This is a genomic window from Oryzihumus sp. JJN4-3R (assembly GCF_057747915.1).
Window position 1 is genome coordinate 2,665,431 of the sequence record NZ_CM173229.1, and the last position, 21,772, is coordinate 2,687,202.

Here is a 21,772-nt window from a genome sequence, read left to right on the forward strand (position 1 = left end):
CCGCTGAGCCCCCTCGAAGGAGACGTGATGACCACCGTTGCCGAGCTGCTCGTGCAGGCCCTCGCCGACCACGGCGTGAAGACCATCTGGGGCGTCGTGGGTGACGCCCTCAACCCGGTCACCGACGCGATCCGCCGGGAGGAGCGGCTGGAGTGGGTCGGGGTGCGCCACGAGGAGGCCGGCGCCTTCGCCGCCGCCGCCCAGGCGCAGCTGACCGGCCGGCTCGGGGTCTGCATGGGCACGGTCGGGCCGGGCTCGGTCCACCTGCTCAACGGCCTGTATGACGCGAAGAAGTCCCACGCGCCGGTCCTGGCGATCTGTGGCCAGGTCCCGCTGGCCGAGCTGGGCAGCGACTTCTTCCAGGAGGTCGACAACGACACGCTGTTCCGCGACGTCGCCGCCTTCTCGCGGACGGTCACCAGCGCCGAGCAGATCCCCGCCATGGTCGAGCAGGCGGTCAACGCCGCACTGAGCCGGCAGGGCGTGGCGGTGCTGACCCTGCCCGGGGACGTGGGGGGCCTGGACCTGCCCCGGCACACCCCGGTGCCGAGGTTCCTCGACGAGCACCCGCAGACGGTGCCCGCCCCCGACGCCCTCGACCGCGCGGCCCGGCTGCTCGACGAGGCCGGCACGGTGACGCTGCTGGTGGGCCAGGGCGCCCGCGGGGCCCGCGATGAGGTCCTGGCGCTGGCCGAGCGACTCGCCGCGCCGATGGTGCTCACGCTCAAGGCCAAGGAGGGCCTGGAGGAGGACAACCCCTACGAGGTGGGCCAGTCCGGCCTCATCGGCAACCCGGCCGCCGCCCAGGCCCTCGACGGCGGCGACGTCCTGCTCATGGTCGGCACGGACTTCCCGTACCGGGAGTTCTACCCCGAGGGCAAGACCGTCATCCAGCTCGAGGTCCGCCCCGAGCACGTCGGGCGCCGGGTCCCGGTCGACCTCGCCCTGGTCGGCCACAGCGCCCCCACCCTGCGCCTGCTCACCGAGCGGGTCGCCGCCAAGGCCGAGCGCGGCCACCTCGACGGCGCCCGCAAGACCTATGCCGCCTGGCAGGAGCGGCAGGCGCGGCTGACCGACCCGGCATACGACCGCAGTCCCAAGGGGCTGCTGCGCCGCAAGCTGGACAACCCCGAGGAGCGGGTGCGCCCGGAGGTGCTGGCCGCGGCGATCGACCGGCACGCCGCCGACGACGCGGTCTTCACCTCCGACACCGGGATGGCGACGGTGTGGCTGAGCCGGTTCGTGCGGATGCGCGGGCAGCGGCGGCTGCTCGGCTCGTTCAACCTGGGGTCGATGGCCAACGCGATGCCGCAGGCCCTCGGCGCCGCGGCGCTGGACCGCGACCGGCAGGTCGTGGCGTTCTGCGGCGACGGCGGCCTGTCCATGCTCATGGGCGACCTCATCACGGCCGTCAGCTACGACCTGCCGGTCAAGCTGGTCGTCTTCGACAACGGCCGGCTCGGCATGGTCAAGCTCGAGCAGGAGCAGGGTGGGCTGCCGGAGTTCGGGACGGTGCTGGACAACCCCGACTTCGCGGCGGTCGCCCGGGCGATCGGCCTGACCGGCATCCGGGTGAGCGAGGCGGGCGAGGTCGACGAGGCCGTGCGGACCGCCCTGGCCACCCCGGGGCCGGTGCTGCTGGACGTGCTGACCAACCCCGAGGAGATCGCGGTGCCGCCCAAGCCCAAGCTCTCCCAGGGCTGGGGGTTCGCGGTGGCCAAGCTGAAGGAGACGGTGGTCAGCGCCGGCGACGACTGAGCGCGGCCCGCGCCGTCAGGGGCTGGGCCGCCCCTGACGGCCGGGAGGGGGCGTCAGCCCCGGCGCCAGTGCGACAGCAGGTTGATCGGCCCGGTGTCGTCGGCGGCGGGGGTCTCGCGGACCTGCCGCGCGGGGGCGTGCACCGGGATCTCCCGGGACCAGTCGTCACCGGCCGGCTCCGTCCCGCGGTTGGCCTGACGGTGGATCGGCCGGTGCAGCGGGACGTCGGGGTCCAGCACCTCGACCAGCTCGACGTCCTGCTCCACCGCGGCCTCCTGCACGCCGAACAGCTCGGCGCAGATCGCCCGGTAGGTGCGGTCGGGGTGCGGCACGTAGCTGACCCGCTTGAGCGCCTGGTCCTGCCCGGCGCTCTCCATGATGAACTGCCCGAAGCCCATGACCCGGCCGATGAGCGGCCGGCTGTAGGACATGTCGGTGACCTTGGCCAGCGGCATCATGGCGACCTTGCTGGTGAAGAGCCCGTAGGTCAGCAGCAGCCGCTTGTCCGTGGCGATGAACCAGTCGTGGCGCCAGTTCGCCAGCCGCCAGAGCGTGCGCCCGAGCACCGCGAACCACGCCCACCAGACGAGGTCGGCGAACACGCCGGCCCCGCGGGGCAGCTCCGTGTCGATCCAGGCCACGACCACCAGCGCGACGACGGCGGAGGCCACCGGCTCGGCGACCTTGGCCCAGTGCTGGTGCATGGCCACGACGATGCGCTCACCGTCGAGCAGGTAGCGCTCCAGCCCGCGGTGGCTGCTCCGCGCCATCGCCGGCTACTTGCGCTGGAGCAGGGCGTCGAAGAAGTGCCCGAGGTTGGTGAACCCCTGCAGGAGCAGGTTCCACACCTGGTGCACGATGTCGGCCGCCTGCGTCGGGGAGGTGATGATCGCGTAGACCGCGAACGCGACGAGGACCCAGATGAGTGCCTTCTTCGCGCGAACCATGAGGGACTCCTTGTTCGGCGGCAATCGGGGGCAAATCGGGGAAAGCGCCCCTATCCTGCCAAACCGGCACGCTTCGCGCCTCCCGCCGCGCCGCGCGACCCCTCCCCGGTATGCCGTGGCCTCCCTCGCGTCGGTCCTCCCGTCGCGTCAGTTGCTCCCGTCGCGTCAGTGCCCGGCGGGAGCGGGGACGGTGGCCTGGGCCTCGGTCGGCAGCGGCTGCTTCGGGCAGGTGCCCAGGATCGTGGCCATCGCGTCACGCTCGGCCGGGGTGACCCACAGCCCGTAGCGCGCCTTCACCGCCACCTGCCGGGCGACGTAGCTGCACCGGAACGCCTTGCGCGGCACCATCCAGGTCGCCGCGTCGCCGTCCCCCTTGGCGCTGTTGAGGTTGCCCTGCACCGCCATGAGGTTGAGCGGGTCGTTGGCCAGCTGTGTCCGCCGGGTCACCGTCCACGCGCCGGCGCCGGTCTGCCAAGCGTTGGACAGCGCCACGACGTGGTCGATCTGCACCAGCGTGCTCGTGGCGTTGCCCCGGTGGAAGGCGATGGTCGCCCCGCCATACGGGTCGTGCAGCGTCCCGGCCAGCACGATGCAGCCGCGGGTCCGCGCCTTGATGGTCTCCCCGGTGAGGTCGCGGCGCAGCACGTCGTTGCGGGTGTCGCAGCCGTTGTGCCCGCCCGGGACGTCGACGCCGTCGCTCCACGCCTGGCCGAAGCGCTCGCGGGTGTAGCCGGTCTTGGGCGCCCGGCCCTTGACCTTCAGCGTCCGCAGCACCGCCAGGGCGCTGCCGTGCGGGGAGGCCGGGCCCGGTGCCGGGGCGGACGCCGCCGTGGAGGAGGAGCCTGACGCCAGGTCGCCCGGGCCCGGCAGGGCGCGGGCGTCACCGAGGCACCCGGTGAGGCTGAGCGCGATACCGGTGGCGGCGAGCAGGGACGCGGGCAGGCGGAAGCGGCGCGAACGCAACGGGGACCGTCTCTCGAGGGGGAGGGGGTGGGAGCCGGAGGGCTCAGACGACGCCGTAGAGGCGGTCGCCGGCGTCGCCGAGGCCCGGGACGATGTAGCCGTGCTCGTTGAGCCGCTCGTCCATGGCGCCGGTGACGATGGTGACCGGCACGGACAGGTCCTTGATCTGCTCCTCGAGCTTGGCCGTGCCCTCCGGGGCGGCCAGCAGGGTGATCGCGGTGATGTCGTCGGCGCCGAGGTCGACGAGGTAGCGGATCGCCGCGGCCAGGGTGCCGCCGGTGGCCAGCATCGGGTCCAGGACGTAGCACTGGCGGCCGGACAGGTCGTCGGGCAGGCGGTTGGCGTAGGTCGTCGCCTCGAGCGTCTCCTCGTTGCGCACCATGCCGAGGAAGCCCACCTCGGCCGTCGGCAGCAGGCGCACCATGCCGTCGAGCATGCCCAGCCCGGCGCGCAGGATGGGCACCACGAGTGGCTTGGGCGAGGCGAGCTTGATGCCGCGGGTCGGCGCGACCGGGGTCTCGATGTCGACCGGCTCCACGCGCACGTCGCGGGTCGCCTCGTAGGCCAGCAGCGTCACCAGCTCGTCCGCCAGCCGACGGAAGGTCGGGCTGTCGGTGTGCTTGTCCCGCAGAGCCGTGAGCTTGTGGGCGATGAGCGGGTGGTCGGCAACGTGGACGCGCATGGGCGAAACTTACCGTGTGAGTCACCGAGGAGGTCCAGCGCACGACCCCCTGTATGCCGCGTGGATGGGGGAGGCGCTCGCGGTCGCCGCCGGGGCGCTCGCCTCGGGTGATGTGCCCGTGGGGGCGGTCGTCGTCGACCCGGCCGGGGAGGTCATCGGGCGCGGGTGCAACCTGCGCGAGGCCGACCACGACCCGACCGCGCACGCCGAGGTCGTGGCGATGCGGCAGGCCGCGGCCAAGCTCGGCACCTGGCGGCTGGAGGGCTGCACCCTGGTCGTGACGCTGGAGCCGTGCGCGATGTGCGCCGGGGCCCTCATGCTGGCCCGGGTCTCGCGGCTCGTGCTCGGCGCCTGGGACCCCAAGGCCGGCGCGTGCGGGTCGGTGTGGGACCTGGTTCGCGACCGCCGGGCCACCCACCGGGTCGAGGTGGTCGGCGGGGTGAGGGAGGCCGAGTGCTCCCAGGTGCTGCTCGATTTCTTTGCGGCGCACCGTCTCTAGTACCCTTCCCGGCGGTGGCGTGTCCGAGCGGCCTAAGGAGCACGCCTCGAAAGCGTGTGAGGGGGCAACTCCTCCGTGGGTTCAAATCCCACCGCCACCGCCAGCCAACGAGAAGAGGTCCCGCCCGAAGGGCGGGACCTCTTCTCGTTGTTGGATGCTGCGGGATTTGGGAGGAGCCGAGCGGAGCGAGGCGACGGCTCCCACCGCCACCGCCAACTGGAACCCCGGGAGCTCTGCGACCGGGGGTTTCCTGTTGGTGGCCGCGCGGCATACGGCTTGGGTGAAGGGTTGACCACGTCGGGGTGTGGTGAACCCTTCACCGTGGGCCGCAGGGTCGGGGCGAGCTCAGCTCACCACGAGCGCAAAGGCGTTCGACTTCCCCGCGGCGTAGAGCGCGTCGCCGGAGTACGTCGCCACGATGGAGTGTGTGCCCTTGGCAAGGGTCACCTTGATGTGGGCCTGCATCACGCCGTTCACCTGCGGCGCCAGGGCTGCGCAGCCCAAGGTCGTCAGCAGCCCACCGTCGTAGAAGCAGACCCGCCCGCTGGGCGACGTGGTCGCCGAGGTGGGCTTGACCCTGCCGTAGAGGGCGACCGGTGAGGTCGAGGTGGCGGGGTCCGGACGGGCCGCCACGACGACCTTGGCCTGACCGGTGCCGACCGGCTGCGGGCGACTCTCGGTGACCGCCGGCACCGCGACACGGGTGGTGTGCGTCGGGCGCGGACGGCGCTGCTGCTGCCTGACCGGACGGGCCTGCCGTTGGCTCACGGCTCGCGCGGGGCTGCTGCCCCCGCCCACCCAGATGACGGGCGCCGGCGCTGCCACCGGGGTGATGGCCGCCGCGTGGCTCCGTGCGGTGCTCGGGAACCCCGTGACGCACACGGCGACCGCCAGACGCGGGCGCCGGTGCGGATGCGCCCGATGACGTCGAGGACCGACGTGGCGGCCCTTGCTCGTCGGGCAGCTGCGCCCACCGCGCGCCACGGCGGGTCGCTCGGCGGTTCCTGTGGTCCCGGTGCGGGCCTGCGCGCTGGCAGCAACCTGCGCAGGCACATTGCCCGCGTCGAGGGCTGCGGTCAGTCTCCCGAATCCACTGGCGCCCAGCTCGGTGGTCAACACTCCCGTGACGCACACACCGGCCCACCAGCGCGACTTCCCGGACAGCCGGAGAAGCGAGTGAAGAGAACGGGTCTTGCTCATGACGTACCCCCTGCTCGATGCCGGTCCGCCGTGATGGCCCCCGGCACCTTTCACGGTGAACCCGCACGTGGACGCGCCATCAAGCAATTTGCCGAATCCTTAACCGACTCAGCCGACACAAATCGACACACTCGGGATCAAGTGCACGATGCGACGGCTCGAATGCTCCCTCAGCACGTCCACGCGCCACCCGGCGCGTCAGGGGGTGAGCGGTCAGGTGCACGCCTCGGGGGCCAGCTCCGCCAGGTGGCTCAGCGCCGAGGGACCCCACCCGGTCGGGTCGCCGCCGGGTGGCACCATCGCCAGGGCTTGCCAGAGCAGGAGGATGTCCCACCAGCGGGCCTCGACCGGGGTCAGCCGGCGGACGGACTGGTAGCCGGCCAGGAACTGCGCGTGGACCTCGGCCGGGACCGGCCCCCAGTCCCGGTAGCGGGTCCCGAGCAGGACGGCCGACCGGGCCAGCTCGACGACTCGATGGTCGAGCCGGACGTCCTCGAAGTCGATGACCGCCGCGACCTCGGCGCCGGCGCACAGGATGTTGGCAGAGCGGAAGTCGTGGTGGCCGAGCTGGGTGGGGAGCCCGTCGGGTGGTGTGTCGGAGACCAGCCGGCGGAGGGTGTCGCGGGCCGTTGCGGGGACGTGCCCGGCCCAGGAGTCGAGCCAGTCGGTCACGCGGGCCGCCAACGTCTCGGTCCTGCCGCCCAGCGCGGCGACCCGGTCGGCGTGGGGGTACGCCGCCAGCGCGTCCTGCAACCGCGCCAGGGTCGCCCCGGCGGCTCGCACCTGGGCGGGGTCGTCGGTGTCGAGGAGGTCGCCCTCGACCTCGCGCTGGAGACCCAGGGAGACACCGTCGACCTCGACCTGGAGACGGCCGTCCAGCGCGGGAACCGGAGCGGAGACGGGCAGCCCCTGGCTGTCCAGCCAGTGCGTGAGTCGTGCCATCTCCGACAGGCGCGGGAAGCGCCCGGGCACGACGGACCACTTCGCGAGGAGCCGGCCCGACGGCGTGCCCACCCAGGCCAACGCGTTGTGGTCGCTGATCACGATCCGCTCGCACGAGCGGATCCGGAGGCCCCAGTGCTGCTCGAGCGTGGCGGCCACCCAGCGGCCGGCCGACTCGCCGTCGGTGAAACCGAACCGCGCGTCGAGCGCGGTGAGCGGGTCGTGTGCCTCCCACAACATCTCCAGCACCGGGGCACGTGATTCGGGCATGCCCGGCATCCCATCACGGCAACCGCGGACTCAGCGGCTGACCCGCCCCGGGGTGCCGAACCCGTCCGGGTCCTTCGGGGTCAGCGCGGCAGCCAGCGCGCCCGCTTGACCCTCAGCACGGCCAGCCAGCCGAGCAGGACGGCAGGGACGGACATGCAGATGCCGAACAGCACCAGGTACACCGCGCCGATGTCGGAGGTGGCGCAGTCGCTGCCCGGCTGGCTGGTGTGGCACTTCGCGGCGAGCGTGACGGCGCCGACGAAGAACGACGCGGCGGCGTAACCGAACACCAGCGCGGCGAGCCCGGCCAGGGCACCCAGCACCAAGGGCCCGCGGCGCAGGGGTGCGCGCTGAGGGGCCTCAGCGCCGGAGGGCCCCGGCTGCAGCGGGGTGGACGGGATGATGTTCATGGCACCTTCCGTGGAGCATCGTGCGAGTGCGTGACAGCCCGGAGGGGGACGCCGCAGCGACGTGCTGGTGGTCCCCGGGCAGCTGGCACGGCCTCCCGTGCACCCCCACCAGTCAGCCCCAACACGCCCACACGGATGAGCCCCCGGCACACGAGGCTAGGGCTCGCGGCGTCACGAGGTGCCCCGAACGGGGAAGATGCCAACGCCAGGGCGGAGGCGTCTAGCGCTTGTCCACCGCCGGCGCGGTCGCCCTGGGCAGGGTGCTCGTCCCGACCGAGGCTCCGGACGCTGTCCCGGAGGCCGGGCGCGGCGGGTTGAACCCTTTGACCAGCAGCCACACCGCAAGGACCAGCTCCTGGAGGAAGACCGGCAGGATCAGGACCTTGTAGCCGGTCACGTCGCTGTTGCCGAACAGCGCCAGGAGGCAGGCGGTCAGCATCAGGAGCGCCGCGACAACGCCCCAGCCGGACAGCCACCGCGGGACGAGGCGGGCCCGGTAGAACACGACGTAGTACATGAGCGCGGCCAGGCTGAAGGCGAAGACCGCGACGAGACTGGAGTGTTCACGAAAGCCCCGCGCATACGAGGCCATCACCTGGATCGGCGCCCGACCGGCAGCCGGGACCGTGGCGAACTGCTGGCCGAGGGTCAGGATGGACAGCAGGCTCACGACCGAGACCGTGTAGAACACCGCCTCGATGGTCCGGAAGACCACGGACCCCAGCGCCAGGGCCGGGTGGGTCTGCCTCAGCAGCGGGTAGAGGGCAATGGCGATGCCGACGTTCGTGCCTGCCGCGACCAGGTACAGGAGGGCACTGCCGGCCACTCGGGACGGATGGTTGGCGACCCCCAGCAGGTAGCCCGTCCCCGTGAGGGCGGGCAGGAGCGTGGCTGCTGCGAGCGCCGCGACGGTCGCCACGACGAGCAGCGTGCCCGTCACGAGTGAGGTCCGCCGCAACGGGGCCATGGGGATCTCCTTGTCGAGCCCGTCCGAGCGCATCGGCGCCACCTCGTTTCCTCACCCCGATGGTCACCGGCGCTCCCGGGGACAGGCAGAGCCGATCGTCCCCACCCCGCGGGCCGGGGCGTCCCGCCGCACGGCATCAGCCGCCGGGAGAGCGTGGACGGCCAAGGGGTCTCCCGCTTCTGCCCAAGGGGGGTGGCGCTGGACAGTTCAACCACGCACGATGGAAATGCGGTCGTCGTCGCGGTCCGCTACGCGGAGCACGCTGGGCCAGCGGCGAACCTCGGGTCCTAGTACCCGAGGCGCTCACGGCCGGCACGAGGAGGCTCGAGAGATGCACGTCAGCGGCGACCGTCGAGGTCAGCTGATCGGCACCGGTCTCGCGGTGTTGTGGCTCGTCACGATCCTCCTCATCGACCTGCTCACGCACCAGGCCGCGTTCGCCCCCGCCATCCTGTTCGCGGTCTCCGCCCTCATCGCGAGCGCGGTGCTGCCCCCGGTCCCCACGTCGCTCTTCGGGGTCGCGGCGGTCGGGCTGACGCTCTCGTCCAACGCGTGGAACCACACGTGGGGCACGCCGCAGGTCTGGGTCCGCGCCGCGGACGCCACCCTGGTGAGCGCCGCGGCCGTGGCCCTCTCCGCCGTGCGCGTCCGGCGCGAGGCGCAGGTGGCCCGGCTGGTGCGTATCGCGGAGGTCGCCCAGAAGGCGATGCTGCCGCGGCTGCCGGCCCACATCGGACCGGTGGCGGCCGGCGCGCGATACCTCTCTGCGGCCGAGGACGCCCTCGTGGGCGGTGACCTCTACGACTGGTTCCACTCCGACCGGCGGATCTGCTTCGTCATCGGCGACGTCCGGGGCAAGGGCGTCGGCGCGGTCGAGCAGGCGGCCCGCGTGATCCGTGCCTTCCGTCAGAGCGCCGCCGGCGGAGGGGACCTCGCCACCGCCGCGTCCCAGATGAGTGCCTACCTCGAGCCGTTCCTCGACGACGAGGAGTTCGTCACCGCCTCGCTGGTGCAGGTCGCGGGCCCGGACTGCATGACGCTGGTCAGCTGTGGGCACCCGCAGCCGCTGCTGATCACCCGCCGTGGTGAGGCGCGGCTCGTGGACCTGCCGGCCGGGCTCCCGCTCGGGCTGGGCAGCCACTACGAGTCGGTGACCGTGCCGTGGTCCCCCGGGGACCGGTTGCTGCTCTACACCGACGGGCTGAGCGAGGCCCGCGACGCGCGCGGTGAGTTCCTTCCGGTCCTCCCGCTGGCGCCCTTGCTCCGCCGGGCCGACGTCGACGAAGCGCTGGACGGCGTTCTCAGGCAGGTGCGTGAGCACGTGCCGGGCGGGCGGTTCACCGACGACCTCGCCGTCCTGCTCCTGGAGAACGCGGACGGCCAGGACGGGCACGCCATCGACCCCAGGGACACCCTGGTCCGCGAGGCGGTCCAGATCCCGACGCTGCTCGACGCCGTACCCGAGACGGTGCCCGCCGGCCTGGCCGACGCGTTGCCGGACGGCAGGAGCGACAGCACGACCGGTACCACGAACGGCACGCCGAACGGCACCGCGAACGGCGCCACGAACGGCGCCGCGCACGAGGCCGTGGACCGGCCGGAGGGTGCCCTCGGAGGCTGAGCGACGTCCGCCGCCCCGACCCTGCGGCCCGAACCCGCGCGCCGGTGGCGAACAGGTGAGAGGCTGGCGCCCATGTCGCAGCCATCGGGGGGTGGTCCTGGAGCGGTGTGCCCGGACCAGGAGCGTCCGCACGTCGCGGAGGAGCCACGGCGCGCCCGTTCCCTCCTGCGCGAGATGGTCATCGTCGTGGTCACCGCGATGGTGCTGTCCCTGCTCGTCAAGACCTTCCTCGTCCAGGCCTTCTTCGTCCCGTCGGGGTCGATGGAGCCGACGCTGCACGGCTGCACGGGCTGTGTCGGCGATCGCGTTCTCGTGGACAAGGTCACGCCGCGCTTCAGCGGCATCCACCGCGGCGACGTGGTCGTCTTCCGGGACAGCGAGGGCTGGCTGGCGCCCCAGCCCTCGCCGACGGACCTGCCCGGCCGGCTCCACGAGGCCCTGGCGTTCATCGGGCTGGCGGCCTCGGACTCCGAGAGCGACCTGGTCAAGCGCGTGATCGGCGTCGGCGGGGACACCGTCGAGGGGCGCGGTGGGACGGTCTACGTCAACGGGACCGCCCTCGTCGAGCCCTACGTCCTGCCCGGCAACAGCCCCAGCAGCACGGACTTCAGGGTGACCGTCCCCGCGGGCAAGCTGTGGGTGATGGGCGACCACCGCGACGGGTCCGCGGACAGCCGGGCCCACCGGCAGGGCCCCGGCCACGGCTTCGTCTCCGCGGGCGACGTGGTGGGCCGAGCCTTCGTCATCGTCTGGCCGCTGGGCCGCGAGGCCACCCTCGCCCGGCCGGCGACCTTCGACCGCATCCCGGCGCCCCGGGCCGCGAACATTACCGTCCGGTAGGGTCCCCGACCGGGAACGCGGCTCGCGGCACCCGGCCGCGGGCACCCGACGAAGGAGCACCGGATGGGTATCGGCCTGGGCATCTTCCTGCTGGTCGTTGGAGCAATCGTGGGGTTCGTCGTGCCGAGGGACTCCCTCTACGGCGTGAACCTCGACCTGGTCGGCTGGATCTTCATGGGGGCCGGCGTGCTCTCCATCATCCTGGCGCTGGTCATGAACCAGCAGCGGGCCAACACCTCGCACACGGCTGTGGTCGAGCACCGCGACGCCGGTGTCCCGCCCGAGCGGCGCTGACGCCACGATCGACTGACAGGGGCCGGCTTCCGCGTGGAAGCCGGCCCCTTTGTCGTCGGTCCCCACGCCCGGCCGGGCGGTGTTGCGCCGGCCCACCCGGGCGGCGTCGCCCATCATGGTGCGTGTGCGCGACCAGCCCCCGGCATACCCCGACCTCGATGCCCTGGTGCGCCGCGCCCGCGGCCTGGCCGCGGACGGAGGTCGCGCCCTGCTCGGTATCGCGGGTGCGCCGGGCAGCGGGAAGTCCACCCTCGCGCTGTGGCTGGCTCGCGCGCTCGGGGAGCCGGCCGTCGTGGTCCCCATGGACGGGTTCCACCTCACCGACGACGAGCTGCACCGGCTCGGCCTGCGGCAGCGCAAGGGGGCCCCGGAGACCTTCGACGTCTGGGGCTACCTCGCGCTGCTGCGGCGCCTGCGGCAGGAGGCCGACCGGACCGTGTTCGCCCCCGCGTTCGACCGCGTGCGGGAGGCCTCGGTCGCCGGGGCGATCCCGGTGCGGCCGGGGCACCGCATCGTCATCACCGAGGGCAACTACCTGCTGCACGAGGCCGAGGGCTGGCGCGAGGTGCGGCCGCTCCTGGACGACGTCTGGTTCCTCGAGGCCGACGAGCAGTCGCGGCTGACCCGGCTGGTGCAGCGGCATGTCGATCATGGCAAGGACCGCGTGGCCGCCGAGCGGTGGGTGCAGTCCTCCGACCAGCCGAACGCCGAGCTGGTGGCCGGCACGCGCTCGCGGGCGGACCTGGTCGTCCCGGTGGGGTGAGGCCGGGCTTGTCCGTCGCCCTGCGCGGGCCGCCGCCGGCTGCCAAGATCGGGCTCGTGACGGAGGCGACCCTGAGGAGCACGGCCCGTGGTGTGGTGGAGGTCGTCGAGCTGGTCGCGGCGGCCGACCCGGCGACCTTCGACCCGCACCTGCTGCGGTTCCTGGACAAGGTCGGCCTCGGTCGTCGCCAGCCGGCCGGAGCCGGTCGGTGAGCCTCGACCTCGGCGCGCTGACCGACGAGCTCGACGCGCGGCTCGCGGACGCGGACTCCGCTCTGGCGCAAGGCTTCCCGGGGGAGCGGGCCGACCGCCAGCCGGTCCACACCGTCTACGTCCCCGCGGACCGCTACGACGCCGACCTCGTCCCGCGCTGGCGCGACGCAGCGCTCACGGTGATGGCCGAGCACGGCGGCGGGGCGGCGGAGCTGGCCGATGTCGTCGGCCTGCCGCCGGGCCTCGCCGACGACGTGCACGGCCGGGTGCTCGCCAAGCTCGGGGACGAGCCGGTCGAGGACCTGCGCATCGACTTCGAGGACGGCTACGGCCCGCGCGCCGACGCCGAGGAGGACGCGGCTGTCGACGCGGCCGCCGCCTCCCTGCTGCGCGCGATCGACGACGGTCGCGGGACGGCGTTCAGCGGCATCCGGTTCAAGAGCTTCGAGGCCCCCACCCGGGCGCGCGGCCTGCGGACGCTGGCCCGGTTCGCCGAGGCGGTCACCCGCGGCGGGCGGCTGCCCGAGGGGTTCGTCGTCACGCTGCCCAAGGTGACCTCGGTCGAGCAGGTCGAGGCGATGGTCCTGGCCTGCGGGCGCATCGAGGGGGGCCTGGGCCTGCCCGCAGGCGACCTGCGGTTCGAGATCCAGGTCGAGACGCCGCAGGCGGTCCTCGGCCCGGACGGCACCGCCACGGTCGCGCGGATGGTCCACGCCGCCGGCGGACGCTGCACCGGGCTGCACTACGGGACCTACGACTACTCCGCGTCGCTGGGCATCGCCGCGGCCTGCCAGAGCATGGAGCACCCGGTCGCCGACCACGCCAAGGCGGTCATGCAGGTGGCCGCGGCCGGCACCGGCGTGCGCCTCTCGGACGGCTCCACCAACATCCTGCCGGTCGGCGGGGGCGAGCAGGTCCGGGCCGCGTGGCGCCTGCACGCCCGGCTGGTGCGCCGCAGCCTGGAGCGGGGCTTCTACCAGGGCTGGGACCTGCACCCGGCGCAGCTGCCGAGCCGCTACCTGGCCACCTACGCCTTCTTCCGCGAGGGCCTGCCGGCCGCCGCCGAGCGGCTGCGCCACTACGTCGAGGGCACCGGCTCCGGCGTGCTGGACGAGCCCGCGACGGCGCGCGCCCTGTCCGACTTCGTCGTCCGCGGCCTCGACTGCGGGGCGACCGACTCCGGCGAGGCCCTCGCCCTGACCGGCCTGGACCGCGCCGCGATCAACCGGCTCGCCCGACGCCGGACCGGTCCCGTCGGCCCCGCCAACCCCGGCCCCGCCCAATCCGGGGCCACGCAAGGAGCGCCGTCATGAGCTACGTCCTCGGACCCAACCAGTACGGCAAGGCGGAGAACCGCGTCGTGCGCATCTACCGCGACACGGCGCGCCACGAGATCCGCGACCTCAACGTCTCCACGGCGCTGCGCGGCGACTTCCGGGACGCGCACGAGCGGGGCGACCAGGCCCACGTCCTGCCGACGGACACCCAGAAGAACACCGCGTTCGCCTACGCCAAGGAGCACGGGGTCTCCTCGCCGGAGGACTACGCGCTCGTCCTCGGCGCCCGCCTGCTCGAGGCGACCCCGGCGGCCACGGCCTCGCGCGTGCAGGTCGAGGAGTACGCCTGGGACCGCATCGACGTCGACGGCCGGGGACACGACCACGCCTTCGTCCGGCGCGGCGGCGCGGTGCGCACCACGACCGTCACCCGTGTGCACGCCGCCGACGGGACCAAGGCCACGGACGGGACCCGCCCCACCGTCGTGTCCGGGGTCAGGGACCTCGTCGTGCTCAAGTCGACCGGCTCGGAGTTCAAGGGCTTCCTGAAGGACCGATACACGACCCTGCAGGAGGCCGACGACCGGATCCTCGCGACCTCGCTGGTCGCCCGCTGGCGCTACTCCTCGACCGACGTCGACTGGAACACCTGCTTCGAGGACGTCCAGCGGATCCTGCTGGAGACGTTCGCGAGCACCTACAGCCACGCGCTCCAGGAGACGCTCTACCGGATGGGCTCGGCGGTCCTCGAAGCCCGCCCCGAGGTGGCCGAGATCAGCTTCGCCGCGCCCAACAAGCATCACTTCCTGGTCGACCTCTCGCCGTTCGGACTGGACAACGACGGCGAGGTCTTCATCGCCGCCGACCGGCCCTACGGGCTCATCGAGGCCACGGTGCAGCGCGAGGGCGCCGGCGAGGACCCGCACGCCCTCACCGACGGGGCCTGGTGACCATGGCGCCCGACGACGTCACCGCCTTCGACGCCCTGCCGGAGGACGAGGCGCGGCAGCGGCTCACCGCCTGCCTGCCCGTGCGCCGTTGGGTGGAGGAGGTGCTCCAGGGGCGGCCGTATGCCGTGTGGCCGGCCCTGGAGGCCCGCGCCACCCAGGCGGCGGACCACCTCGACGACGACGAGCTGGCCGCCGCGCTGGCCGCTCACCCACGCATCGGTGAGCGGGCCTCCCGCCCCGGCCACCAGGCCGAGCTCTCCCGCCGCGAGCAGTCCGGGGTCGACCCGGCCGACGCGGAGGTGGCCCGGGCGCTGGCCGAGGGCAACGCCGCCTACGAGGACCGCTTCGACCGGGTCTTCCTCATCCGGGCGGCCGGGCGCAGCGCCGCCGAGATCCTGGCCGAGCTGCACCGCCGGCTCGGCAACGACGGCGCGGCCGAGCGCGAGGAGACCGTGACCCAGCTGCGCGAGATCGCGCTGCTCCGACTGAGGCAGGTGGCCACCTGATGGGGACCCTGAGCACGCACGTCCTGGACACCAGCGCCGGCCGCCCCGCGGCCGGGATCGAGGTGCGGCTCGAGACCGCCGACGGGACGCCGCTGGCCGTCGGCACGACCGACACCGACGGCCGGGTCGCCGCGATCGGGCCGGAGGTGCTGGACCCGGGCGACTACCGGCTCCGGTTCGCCTCCGGGGCGTACTTCGCGGCGGCCGGCGTCTCCGGGTTCTACCCCGAGGTCGTCGTGGCGTTCACGGTCGCCGACGCCGCCCAGCACTACCACGTGCCGGTGCTGCTCAGCCCGTTCGGCTACTCGACCTACCGCGGCAGCTGACCGGTGCCGCCGACCCGCCCCGGTGTCGCAGCGACGGCGCGCCGCGCGCACGGCATACGGTCTGGGGACATGGCCTGGAGGGAGGGCACGCGTGGGCGCTGAGGTGGTGGTCCGCGCACGGCGCGCGGTCATCGACGGCCGCGAGCGCAGCGCGAGCGTCGGGGTCGCGGGCGGCCGGGTCGTCTCGGTCGGGCCGCTGGACGCCCCCGCCGACGGTGCCGCCGTGGTCGAGCTCGCCGCCGACGAGGTGCTGCTGCCGGGGCTGGTGGACTCCCACGTCCACGTCAACGAGCCGGGGCGCACCGAGTGGGAGGGCTTCGCCAGCGCCACCCGTGCCGCCGCCGCCGGGGGCGTCACGACGATCATCGACATGCCGCTCAACAGCATCCCGCCGACGACGGACCTCGCCGCGCTGGAGCTGAAGCGGTCCGTCGCGCGTGGTCAGGCGTGGGTCGACGTCGGCTTCTGGGGCGGTGCGGTGCCGGGCAACCTCGCCGACCTCGGACCCCTGCACGAGGCCGGGGTCTTCGGCTTCAAGTGCTTCCTGCTGCACTCGGGGGTCGAGGAGTTCGCACCCCTCGCAACGGAGGGTCTGGAGGCCGCGCTGCGCGAGACGGCCGGGCTCGACGCGCTGATGATCGTGCACGCCGAGGACCCCGCGACGATCGAGCACGCGCCGCCGCCCGACGGCGGGGACTACGACGGCTTCCTGCGCTCGCGGCCGCGCGTCGCCGAGGACCGCGCCATCGCCACGGTCATCGAGCTCGCGCGCCGGACCGGCGCGCGGGCGCACATCCTGCACCTGAGCAGCTCCGACGCCCTGCCGATGATCCGTGCGGCGAGGGCCGAGGGGTTGCGCCTGGCCGTGGAGACCTGCCCGCACTACCTGACCTTCGCCGCCGAGGAGATCCCTGACGGCGCAACGCAGTTCAAGTGCTGCCCGCCGATCCGCGAGGCGGCCAACCGCGAGCTGCTCTGGCAGGGGCTGGCCGACGGCAGCATCGACGTCGTCGTGACCGACCACTCCCCGTGCACCGCCGACCTCAAGCGGCTCGACACCGGCGACTTCGGCCAGGCGTGGGGCGGGATCGCCTCGCTGCAGCTGAGCCTGGCCGCGGTCTGGACCGGCGCCCGCGCCCGCGGCCACGACCTCGCCGACGTCGTGCGGTGGATGGCCGAGGGCCCCGCCCGCCAGGTGGGGCTCGCCGACAAGGGCCGCATCGAGGTCGGCGCCTCCGCCGACTTCGCCGTGCTCGCGCCGGACGAGGCCTTCGTCGTCGACGTGGCCCACCTGCACCACAAGAACCCCGTGTCCGCGTATGCCGGCCGCACGCTCACCGGCACGGTGCGCCAGACCTGGCTGCACGGCATACCGGTGGAGCTCGCGGCCGCGCCCCGCGGCCGGCTCCTGAGGAGAGGACGGCCATGACCACCCCCCGCTACTACGCGCCGACGGGCGGGCTCCCCGCGCAGAGCGACCTCACCACCGACAGGGCCACCTTCACCCAGGCGTATGCCGTGCTGCCGCGCGGCACGATGCGCGACATCGTCACCAGTGCGCTGCCGTTCTGGGAGCGGACCCGGCTGTGGGTGATCGCGCGGCCGCTGTCGGGGTTCGCCGAGACGTTCTCGCAGTACATCGTCGAGGTCTCGCCCGGCGGGGGCAGCGAGAGGCCCGAGCCCGACCCCGGCGCCGAGGGGGTGCTGTTCGTCGTCGACGGCACGGTGGTGGTCACGATCCTCGGCGAGACCCACGAGATGGGACCGGGCGGCTACGCGTTCCTGCCGCCGGGCACCGACTGGACCCTGCGCAACGACGCGGATGCGGCGGCGCGGTTCCACTGGATCCGCAAGGCGTACGCGCGGGTCGAGGGGATCGAGGCGCCCGAGCCGTTCGTGACCCGCGAGACCGACGTCGAGGCCGTCGAGATGCCGGGGACCGACGGGCGGTGGAGCACCCAGCGTTTCGTCGACCCCCTGGACGTGCGCCACGACATGCACGTCAACATCGTCAACTTCGAGCCCGGTGGGGTGATCCCGTTCCCCGAGACCCACGTGATGGAGCACGGCCTCTACGTCCTGGAGGGCAAGGCGGTCTACCTGCTCAACAACGACTGGGTCGAGGTGCAGGAGGGGGACTTCATGTGGCTTCGGGCGTTCTGCCCCCAGGCCTGCTACGCCGGCGGCCCGGGACGGTTCCGCTACCTGCTCTACAAGGACGTCAACCGCCACGCCACGCTGAGCCGGCAGCTCCTGTAGCGGCCGTCCGGGGTCCTTCCCTCGGGCGGTGCGGCGTCCTACAGTGACCGGGACGCTCGGCCGCTGTTCTGCATGGACAACCAGCGGACCCGACCCTGTTCCGCAACCATGCCCCAGGCCGCCGTGGCCGGGTGGATGATGGCCCCGAGGACGGGGCGACAGGAGTTGGGCGATGGGGACACCGCTTCCGCACCACGTCACGGTCAACGGCACCCCGCGCGCGCTCGAGGGCACCGACCCGGGCACCACGGCCCTGGACTGGCTGCGTGACCGTGGCCTGACCGGCGCGAAGGAGGGCTGCGCCGAGGGGGAGTGCGGCGCCTGCTCGGTGCTGGTCGCCCGGCCGGACGGCGACACCCGGACCCGGTGGGCCGCGGTCAACGCGTGCCTCGTCCCGGTCGCTGCCCTGGACGGGCAGGAGGTCGTCACCGCCGAGGGGCTGGGCACGCCGCAGGACCTGCACCCGGTGCAGCGGGAGATGGCGCTGCGCGGTGGCTCGCAGTGCGGCTACTGCACGCCGGGCTTCGTGTGCAGCATGGCGGCGGAGTTCTACCGGGCCGGCCGGGAGGGAGCCTCCGGTGCGGCCGGTGATGGCGCCCCCGAGGCCGAGCACGGACCCAACGGCTTCGACCTGCACGCCCTCAGCGGCAACCTGTGCCGCTGCACCGGCTACCGGCCGATCCGCGACGCGGCGTTCGCCCTCGGGCCACCCGACGCCGATGACCCGCTGGTGGAGCGGCTCGGACGGCCGGCGCCTCCCGCCGTGCGCACCCGGCTCGAGGGGCGCAGCGGTGTGTTCGCCCGCCCCGCCGACCTGGCCGAGACCCTGGACCTGCTGCGCGAGCACCCCGACGCGGTGCTCGTGGCCGGCTCCACCGACTGGGGCGTGGAGGTCAACCTCCGCGGGGCCAGGGCGTCCTTCGCGATCGGCATCGACCGCGTGCCCGAGCTGCGACAGGTCGCCGTCGGTGCCGAGGCCATCGAGATCGGCGCCGGCCTGAGCCTCAGCGAGGTCGAGTCCGCGCTGGATGGCCGGATCCCGTTGCTGGCGGAGGTCTTCCCGCAGTTCGCGTCCCGGCTGATCCGCAACGGCGCCACCATCGGCGGCAACCTCGGCACCGGCTCGCCGATCGGCGACCTGCCTCCGGCGCTGCTGGCCCTGGAGGCCGTCGTGGTCCTGACCTCGGCCGGTGGCGACCGGGACGTCCCGCTGGCCGACTACTTCACCGGCTACCGGCAGAGCGTCAGGCGGCCCGACGAGGTCATCCGCGCCGTCCGGATCCCGTTGCCGCTCAGCGGGACCACGGCCTTCCACAAGGTCGCCAAGCGCCGGTTCGACGACATCTCCAGCGTCGCCGTCGGCTTCGCCCTCGACCTCCGCGACGGCGTCGTGGCCAGGGCGCGTATCGGCCTCGGCGGCGTGGCCGCCACCCCGATCCGCGCGCTGGCGACCGAGGCGGCCCTCGAAGGCCGGCCCTGGAGCGCCGAGGTGGTGCGGGAGGCCGCCGCGGTCATGCGCACCGAGGGGACGCCGCTGGACGACCACCGGGCCAGCGCGGCCTACCGCAGGAGCATGCTCGGCACGGCGCTGCTCAAGCTCCACGCCGGGCACGTCGGCCGGCAGGAGGTGGGGGCGTGAGCACGCTGTCGGAGCGACCGGCCGATTCCGTTGTCGGACAGCAGATCCCGCACGAGAGCGCGGTCCTGCACGTCACGGGTGCGGCGCTCTACACCGACGACCTCGTCGGTCGCACGCCCGGCGTGCTCCATGCCTGGCCGGTGCAGGCACCGCACGCCCACGCCCTCGTGACCGGGCTGCGCACCGGCCCGGCGCTCGAGGTCCCCGGGGTGGTCCGGGTGCTCACCGCGCAGGACGTCCCTGGCGTCAACGACGCCGGAGTCAAGCACGACGAGCCGCTGTTCCCCAGCGAGGTCATGTTCCACGGCCACGCCGTCTGCTGGGTGCTGGCCGAGAGCCTCGAGGCGGCCCGCCTGGGCGCCCTGGCCGTCGAGGTCGACTACGAGCCGTTGCCGTCCATCGTCACGGTGCGCGAGGCGATCGCGGCCGGCAGCTTCCAGGGCGGGCAGCCCACGGTCGAGCGCGGCGACATCGAGGCGGGCTTTGCCGGGGCCGCCCACGTCTTCAGCGGTGAGCTCGACCTGGCCGGGCAGGAGCACTTCTACCTCGAGACGCACTGCTCGCTGGCGCAGGTCGACGAGAGCGGCCAGGTCTTCCTCCAGAGCAGCACGCAGCACCCCTCGGAGACCCAGGAGATCGTGGCGCACGTCCTGGGGCTGCGCAGCCACGAGGTGACCGTCCAGTGCCTGCGCATGGGCGGGGCCTTCGGCGGCAAGGAGATGCAACCGCACGGGTATGCCGCGATCGCGGCCCTGGGGGCGACCCTCACCGGCCGCCCGGTGCGGCTGCGGCTCAACCGCACCCAGGACATCACCATGACCGGCAAACGGCACGGCTTCCACGCGCAGTGGCGCGTGGCCTTCGACGGCGACGGACGGCTGCAGGCGCTCGACGCGACGCTGACGTCCGACGGCGGCTGGAGCCTGGACCTCTCGGAGCCGGTGCTGGCCCGCGCCCTGTGCCACGTCGACAACGCCTACTGGATCCCGCGGGTGCGGCTGAACGGCCGGATCGCGAGGACGCACAAGACCTCGCAGACCGCATTCCGCGGCTTCGGCGGCCCGCAGGGCATGCTCGTCATCGAGGACCTGCTCGGCCGGTGCGCGCCGCTGCTCGGCATCGACCCGATCGAGCTGCGCAGCCGCAACTTCTACACCGAGGGCCAGAGCACGCCCTACGGGCAGCTCGTGCGGCACCCGGAGCGGGCCGCCACCTGCTGGGACCAGGTGCTGGAGGGCGGCGACGTCGCTGGTCGACTCGCCGCGATCGAGCGGTTCAACGCCGCCCACGAGCACACCAAGCGCGGTCTGGCGATGACGCCGGTGAAGTTCGGGATCTCGTTCAACTTCACGGCCTTCAACCAGGCCGGCGCCCTCGTGCACGTCTACAAGGACGGGTCCGTCCTCATCAACCACGGCGGCACCGAGATGGGGCAGGGGCTGCACACCAAGATGCTCCAGGTCGCGGCGACCTGCCTCGGCGTCCCGCTGGGGTCCGTGCGCCTGGCCCCCACCCGCACCGACAAGGTGCCCAACACCTCGGCGACCGCTGCCAGCTCCGGGGCGGACCTCAACGGCGGCGCGGTGAAGAACGCGTGCGAGCAGATCCTCGGGCGGCTGCGCGCGGTGGCCGCGACGCGGCTCGGGGTCGAGGAGGCGGACGTGCGCTTCGCCGACGGCCAGGTGCTCCCGGCCGGTGGTGGCGAGGGGATGACCTGGGAAGACCTGGTCAGCCAGGCCTACTTCCAGCGCGTGCAGCTCTGGGCGGCGGGCTTCTACCGCACCGAGGGCCTGCACTGGGACTCCACCGTGATGCGCGGCTCGCCGTTCAAGTACTTCGCCTACGGGGTGGCCGCCTCTGAGGTGGAGGTCGACGGCTTCACCGGGGCCTACCGCCTGCGGCGGGTCGACATCGTCCACGACGTCGGCGACAGCCTCTCCCCGCTGGTCGACCTCGGCCAGGTCGAGGGCGGGTTCGTCCAGGGCGCCGGCTGGCTGACCCTGGAGGACCTGCGCTGGGACGAGGGCGAGGGCCCGACCCGGGGCCGGCTGGCCACCCACGCGGCCAGCACCTACAAGCTGCCCAGCTTCTCGGAGATGCCGGAGCAGTTCCACGTCACGCTGCTCGAGCACGCCCACGAGGACGGCGCCGTCTACGGCTCCAAGGCCGTCGGCGAGCCGCCGCTGATGCTGGCGTTCTCCGTCCGCGAGGCGCTGCGCCAGGCGGCGGCGGCCTTCGGCCCGGCCGGGGTCAGCGTCGACCTCGCCTCGCCGGCCACCCCGGAGGCCGTCTACTGGGCTGTGGAGCAGGCGCGCCGCAGCGGCGAGCACGGCCACGTCCTCGAGGCAGACGTCGAGCCGGAGCAGCCCGGCCCGGACGCCCACCCCCTGGCGCCCCGGTCCGAGCAGGCCCGGCCTGCGGCCCACACCGTCCACACGGGAGCCTGA

At 73.5% G+C, this 21,772-nt stretch carries 23 protein-coding genes and 1 tRNA gene; 16 read left to right on the forward strand and 8 right to left on the reverse strand.

The genetic code is table 11. The annotated features are described in order from the left end of the window. Positions 1 to 27 precede the first annotated feature (27 nt). A complete protein-coding gene (locus AC3ANM_RS12665) occupies positions 28 to 1,758 on the forward strand; it encodes a thiamine pyrophosphate-dependent enzyme (protein ID WP_488284774.1) in 1,731 nt (576 codons plus the stop codon). Between the two features lie 53 nt (positions 1,759 to 1,811). Here the strand turns inward: AC3ANM_RS12665 and AC3ANM_RS12670 are convergent, their stop codons facing one another. The 4 genes from AC3ANM_RS12670 to upp form a co-directional block, all read right to left on the reverse strand. Continuing rightward, positions 1,812 to 2,528, reverse strand: a complete 717-nt coding sequence (locus AC3ANM_RS12670; protein WP_488284775.1) for a PH domain-containing protein — start codon at positions 2,526 to 2,528, stop codon at positions 1,812 to 1,814. Between the two features lie 6 nt (positions 2,529 to 2,534). Beyond that, the gene (locus AC3ANM_RS12675) at positions 2,535 to 2,705 is read right to left on the reverse strand and encodes a hypothetical protein (RefSeq protein ID WP_488284776.1); all 171 of its coding nucleotides are present in this window, start codon (positions 2,703 to 2,705) and stop codon (positions 2,535 to 2,537) included. Positions 2,706 to 2,870: 165 nt separating this feature from the next. Next, positions 2,871 to 3,668, reverse strand: coding sequence for an HNH endonuclease family protein (locus AC3ANM_RS12680; protein WP_488284777.1), 798 nt, complete (start codon positions 3,666 to 3,668; stop codon positions 2,871 to 2,873). A gap of 43 nt (positions 3,669 to 3,711) precedes the next feature. Next, positions 3,712 to 4,350, reverse strand: a complete 639-nt coding sequence (upp, locus tag AC3ANM_RS12685) for a uracil phosphoribosyltransferase (RefSeq protein ID WP_488284778.1) — start codon at positions 4,348 to 4,350, stop codon at positions 3,712 to 3,714. Positions 4,351 to 4,414: 64 nt separating this feature from the next. Between upp and AC3ANM_RS12690 the strand changes: the two genes are divergently transcribed. Further along, a complete protein-coding gene (locus AC3ANM_RS12690) occupies positions 4,415 to 4,849 on the forward strand; it encodes a nucleoside deaminase (RefSeq protein ID WP_488287951.1) in 435 nt (144 codons plus the stop codon). A gap of 13 nt (positions 4,850 to 4,862) precedes the next feature. Further along, a tRNA-Ser gene (locus AC3ANM_RS12695) sits at positions 4,863 to 4,952 on the forward strand. Positions 4,953 to 5,194: 242 nt separating this feature from the next. On the opposite strand, the gene AC3ANM_RS12700 is transcribed toward AC3ANM_RS12695, so the two are convergent. The 4 genes from AC3ANM_RS12700 to AC3ANM_RS12715 all read right to left on the reverse strand — a co-directional run bounded on the left by AC3ANM_RS12700 (position 5,195) and on the right by AC3ANM_RS12715 (position 8,671). After that, positions 5,195 to 5,617, reverse strand: a complete 423-nt coding sequence (locus tag AC3ANM_RS12700) for an Ig-like domain-containing protein (protein ID WP_488284779.1) — start codon at positions 5,615 to 5,617, stop codon at positions 5,195 to 5,197. Between the two features lie 645 nt (positions 5,618 to 6,262). Further along, positions 6,263 to 7,261 carry a phosphotransferase gene (locus AC3ANM_RS12705; RefSeq protein WP_488284780.1) on the reverse strand — a complete coding sequence of 333 codons (999 nt, stop codon included), beginning with the start codon at positions 7,259 to 7,261 and terminating at the stop codon, positions 6,263 to 6,265. An 80-nt stretch (positions 7,262 to 7,341) separates the two neighbouring features. Beyond that, positions 7,342 to 7,671: a hypothetical protein gene (locus AC3ANM_RS12710; protein ID WP_488284781.1), complete on the reverse strand. Its 330-nt coding sequence runs from the start codon at positions 7,669 to 7,671 to the stop codon at positions 7,342 to 7,344. Between the two features lie 220 nt (positions 7,672 to 7,891). Beyond that, positions 7,892 to 8,671 (reverse strand): DUF4386 domain-containing protein, encoded by a 780-nt coding sequence (locus AC3ANM_RS12715; RefSeq protein ID WP_488284782.1) that lies wholly within the window; start codon positions 8,669 to 8,671, stop codon positions 7,892 to 7,894. Between the two features lie 298 nt (positions 8,672 to 8,969). On the opposite strand from AC3ANM_RS12715, the gene AC3ANM_RS12720 reads away from it, so the two are divergent. The 13 genes from AC3ANM_RS12720 (at position 8,970) to xdhB (ending at position 21,772) form a co-directional block, all read left to right on the forward strand. Continuing rightward, on the forward strand, positions 8,970 to 10,259 hold the full coding sequence (locus AC3ANM_RS12720; RefSeq protein ID WP_488284783.1) for a PP2C family protein-serine/threonine phosphatase: 1,290 nt from the start codon (positions 8,970 to 8,972) through the stop codon (positions 10,257 to 10,259). A 72-nt stretch (positions 10,260 to 10,331) separates the two neighbouring features. Continuing rightward, on the forward strand, positions 10,332 to 11,099 hold the full coding sequence (gene lepB / locus AC3ANM_RS12725) for a signal peptidase I (RefSeq protein ID WP_488284784.1): 768 nt from the start codon (positions 10,332 to 10,334) through the stop codon (positions 11,097 to 11,099). A 63-nt stretch (positions 11,100 to 11,162) separates the two neighbouring features. Further along, positions 11,163 to 11,393, forward strand: coding sequence for a DUF6458 family protein (locus AC3ANM_RS12730; RefSeq protein WP_488284785.1), 231 nt, complete (start codon positions 11,163 to 11,165; stop codon positions 11,391 to 11,393). Between the two features lie 115 nt (positions 11,394 to 11,508). Beyond that, positions 11,509 to 12,156 (forward strand): nucleoside/nucleotide kinase family protein, encoded by a 648-nt coding sequence (locus AC3ANM_RS12735; protein WP_488284786.1) that lies wholly within the window; start codon positions 11,509 to 11,511, stop codon positions 12,154 to 12,156. Positions 12,157 to 12,212: 56 nt separating this feature from the next. Next, positions 12,213 to 12,368 (forward strand): hypothetical protein, encoded by a 156-nt coding sequence (locus tag AC3ANM_RS12740; RefSeq protein WP_488284787.1) that lies wholly within the window; start codon positions 12,213 to 12,215, stop codon positions 12,366 to 12,368. Next, positions 12,365 to 13,681, forward strand: coding sequence for a DUF6986 family protein (locus tag AC3ANM_RS12745; protein ID WP_488284788.1), 1,317 nt, complete (start codon positions 12,365 to 12,367; stop codon positions 13,679 to 13,681). The genes AC3ANM_RS12740 and AC3ANM_RS12745 overlap by 4 nt, the downstream gene beginning before the upstream one ends. Beyond that, positions 13,678 to 14,595, forward strand: a complete 918-nt coding sequence (gene pucL / locus AC3ANM_RS12750; protein WP_488284789.1) for a factor-independent urate hydroxylase — start codon at positions 13,678 to 13,680, stop codon at positions 14,593 to 14,595. The genes AC3ANM_RS12745 and pucL overlap by 4 nt, the downstream gene beginning before the upstream one ends. Before the next feature lie 2 nt (positions 14,596 to 14,597). Next, on the forward strand, positions 14,598 to 15,101 hold the full coding sequence (uraD, locus tag AC3ANM_RS12755) for a 2-oxo-4-hydroxy-4-carboxy-5-ureidoimidazoline decarboxylase (RefSeq protein WP_488284790.1): 504 nt from the start codon (positions 14,598 to 14,600) through the stop codon (positions 15,099 to 15,101). Further along, the gene (gene uraH, locus AC3ANM_RS12760) at positions 15,101 to 15,427 is read left to right on the forward strand and encodes a hydroxyisourate hydrolase (RefSeq protein ID WP_488284791.1); all 327 of its coding nucleotides are present in this window, start codon (positions 15,101 to 15,103) and stop codon (positions 15,425 to 15,427) included. The genes uraD and uraH overlap by 1 nt, the downstream gene beginning before the upstream one ends. Positions 15,428 to 15,518: 91 nt before the next feature. Next, positions 15,519 to 16,856: an allantoinase AllB gene (gene allB / locus AC3ANM_RS12765; RefSeq protein WP_488284792.1), complete on the forward strand. Its 1,338-nt coding sequence runs from the start codon at positions 15,519 to 15,521 to the stop codon at positions 16,854 to 16,856. Then, a complete protein-coding gene (locus AC3ANM_RS12770) occupies positions 16,853 to 17,686 on the forward strand; it encodes a bifunctional allantoicase/(S)-ureidoglycine aminohydrolase (protein ID WP_488284793.1) in 834 nt (277 codons plus the stop codon). The genes allB and AC3ANM_RS12770 overlap by 4 nt, the downstream gene beginning before the upstream one ends. A gap of 172 nt (positions 17,687 to 17,858) precedes the next feature. Further along, the gene (locus AC3ANM_RS12775) at positions 17,859 to 19,325 is read left to right on the forward strand and encodes a xanthine dehydrogenase small subunit (RefSeq protein ID WP_488284794.1); all 1,467 of its coding nucleotides are present in this window, start codon (positions 17,859 to 17,861) and stop codon (positions 19,323 to 19,325) included. Continuing rightward, entirely contained in the window at positions 19,322 to 21,772 is a 2,451-nt protein-coding gene (xdhB, locus tag AC3ANM_RS12780) for a xanthine dehydrogenase molybdopterin binding subunit (RefSeq protein ID WP_488284795.1), read from the forward strand. The genes AC3ANM_RS12775 and xdhB overlap by 4 nt, the downstream gene beginning before the upstream one ends.

Excerpts from the sequence above, each read along its gene's own strand:
- AC3ANM_RS12665 (WP_488284774.1), top strand. The coding sequence starts at position 28 with ATGACCACCGTTGCCGAGCTGCTCGTGCAGGCCCTCGCCGACCACGGC.
- AC3ANM_RS12670 (WP_488284775.1), bottom strand. The coding sequence starts at position 2,528 with ATGGCGCGGAGCAGCCACCGCGGGCTGGAGCGCTACCTGCTCGACGGT.
- AC3ANM_RS12675 (WP_488284776.1), bottom strand. The coding sequence starts at position 2,705 with ATGGTTCGCGCGAAGAAGGCACTCATCTGGGTCCTCGTCGCGTTCGCG.
- upp (WP_488284778.1), bottom strand. The coding sequence starts at position 4,350 with ATGCGCGTCCACGTTGCCGACCACCCGCTCATCGCCCACAAGCTCACG.
- AC3ANM_RS12690 (WP_488287951.1), top strand. The coding sequence starts at position 4,415 with ATGGGGGAGGCGCTCGCGGTCGCCGCCGGGGCGCTCGCCTCGGGTGAT.
- AC3ANM_RS12705 (WP_488284780.1), bottom strand. The coding sequence starts at position 7,261 with ATGCCCGAATCACGTGCCCCGGTGCTGGAGATGTTGTGGGAGGCACAC.
- AC3ANM_RS12710 (WP_488284781.1), bottom strand. The coding sequence starts at position 7,671 with ATGAACATCATCCCGTCCACCCCGCTGCAGCCGGGGCCCTCCGGCGCT.
- AC3ANM_RS12715 (WP_488284782.1), bottom strand. The coding sequence starts at position 8,671 with ATGCGCTCGGACGGGCTCGACAAGGAGATCCCCATGGCCCCGTTGCGG.
- AC3ANM_RS12720 (WP_488284783.1), top strand. The coding sequence starts at position 8,970 with ATGCACGTCAGCGGCGACCGTCGAGGTCAGCTGATCGGCACCGGTCTC.
- lepB (WP_488284784.1), top strand. The coding sequence starts at position 10,332 with ATGTCGCAGCCATCGGGGGGTGGTCCTGGAGCGGTGTGCCCGGACCAG.
- AC3ANM_RS12730 (WP_488284785.1), top strand. The coding sequence starts at position 11,163 with ATGGGTATCGGCCTGGGCATCTTCCTGCTGGTCGTTGGAGCAATCGTG.
- AC3ANM_RS12735 (WP_488284786.1), top strand. The coding sequence starts at position 11,509 with ATGGTGCGTGTGCGCGACCAGCCCCCGGCATACCCCGACCTCGATGCC.
- pucL (WP_488284789.1), top strand. The coding sequence starts at position 13,678 with ATGAGCTACGTCCTCGGACCCAACCAGTACGGCAAGGCGGAGAACCGC.
- uraD (WP_488284790.1), top strand. The coding sequence starts at position 14,598 with ATGGCGCCCGACGACGTCACCGCCTTCGACGCCCTGCCGGAGGACGAG.
- uraH (WP_488284791.1), top strand. The coding sequence starts at position 15,101 with ATGGGGACCCTGAGCACGCACGTCCTGGACACCAGCGCCGGCCGCCCC.
- AC3ANM_RS12770 (WP_488284793.1), top strand. The coding sequence starts at position 16,853 with ATGACCACCCCCCGCTACTACGCGCCGACGGGCGGGCTCCCCGCGCAG.
- AC3ANM_RS12775 (WP_488284794.1), top strand. The coding sequence starts at position 17,859 with ATGGGGACACCGCTTCCGCACCACGTCACGGTCAACGGCACCCCGCGC.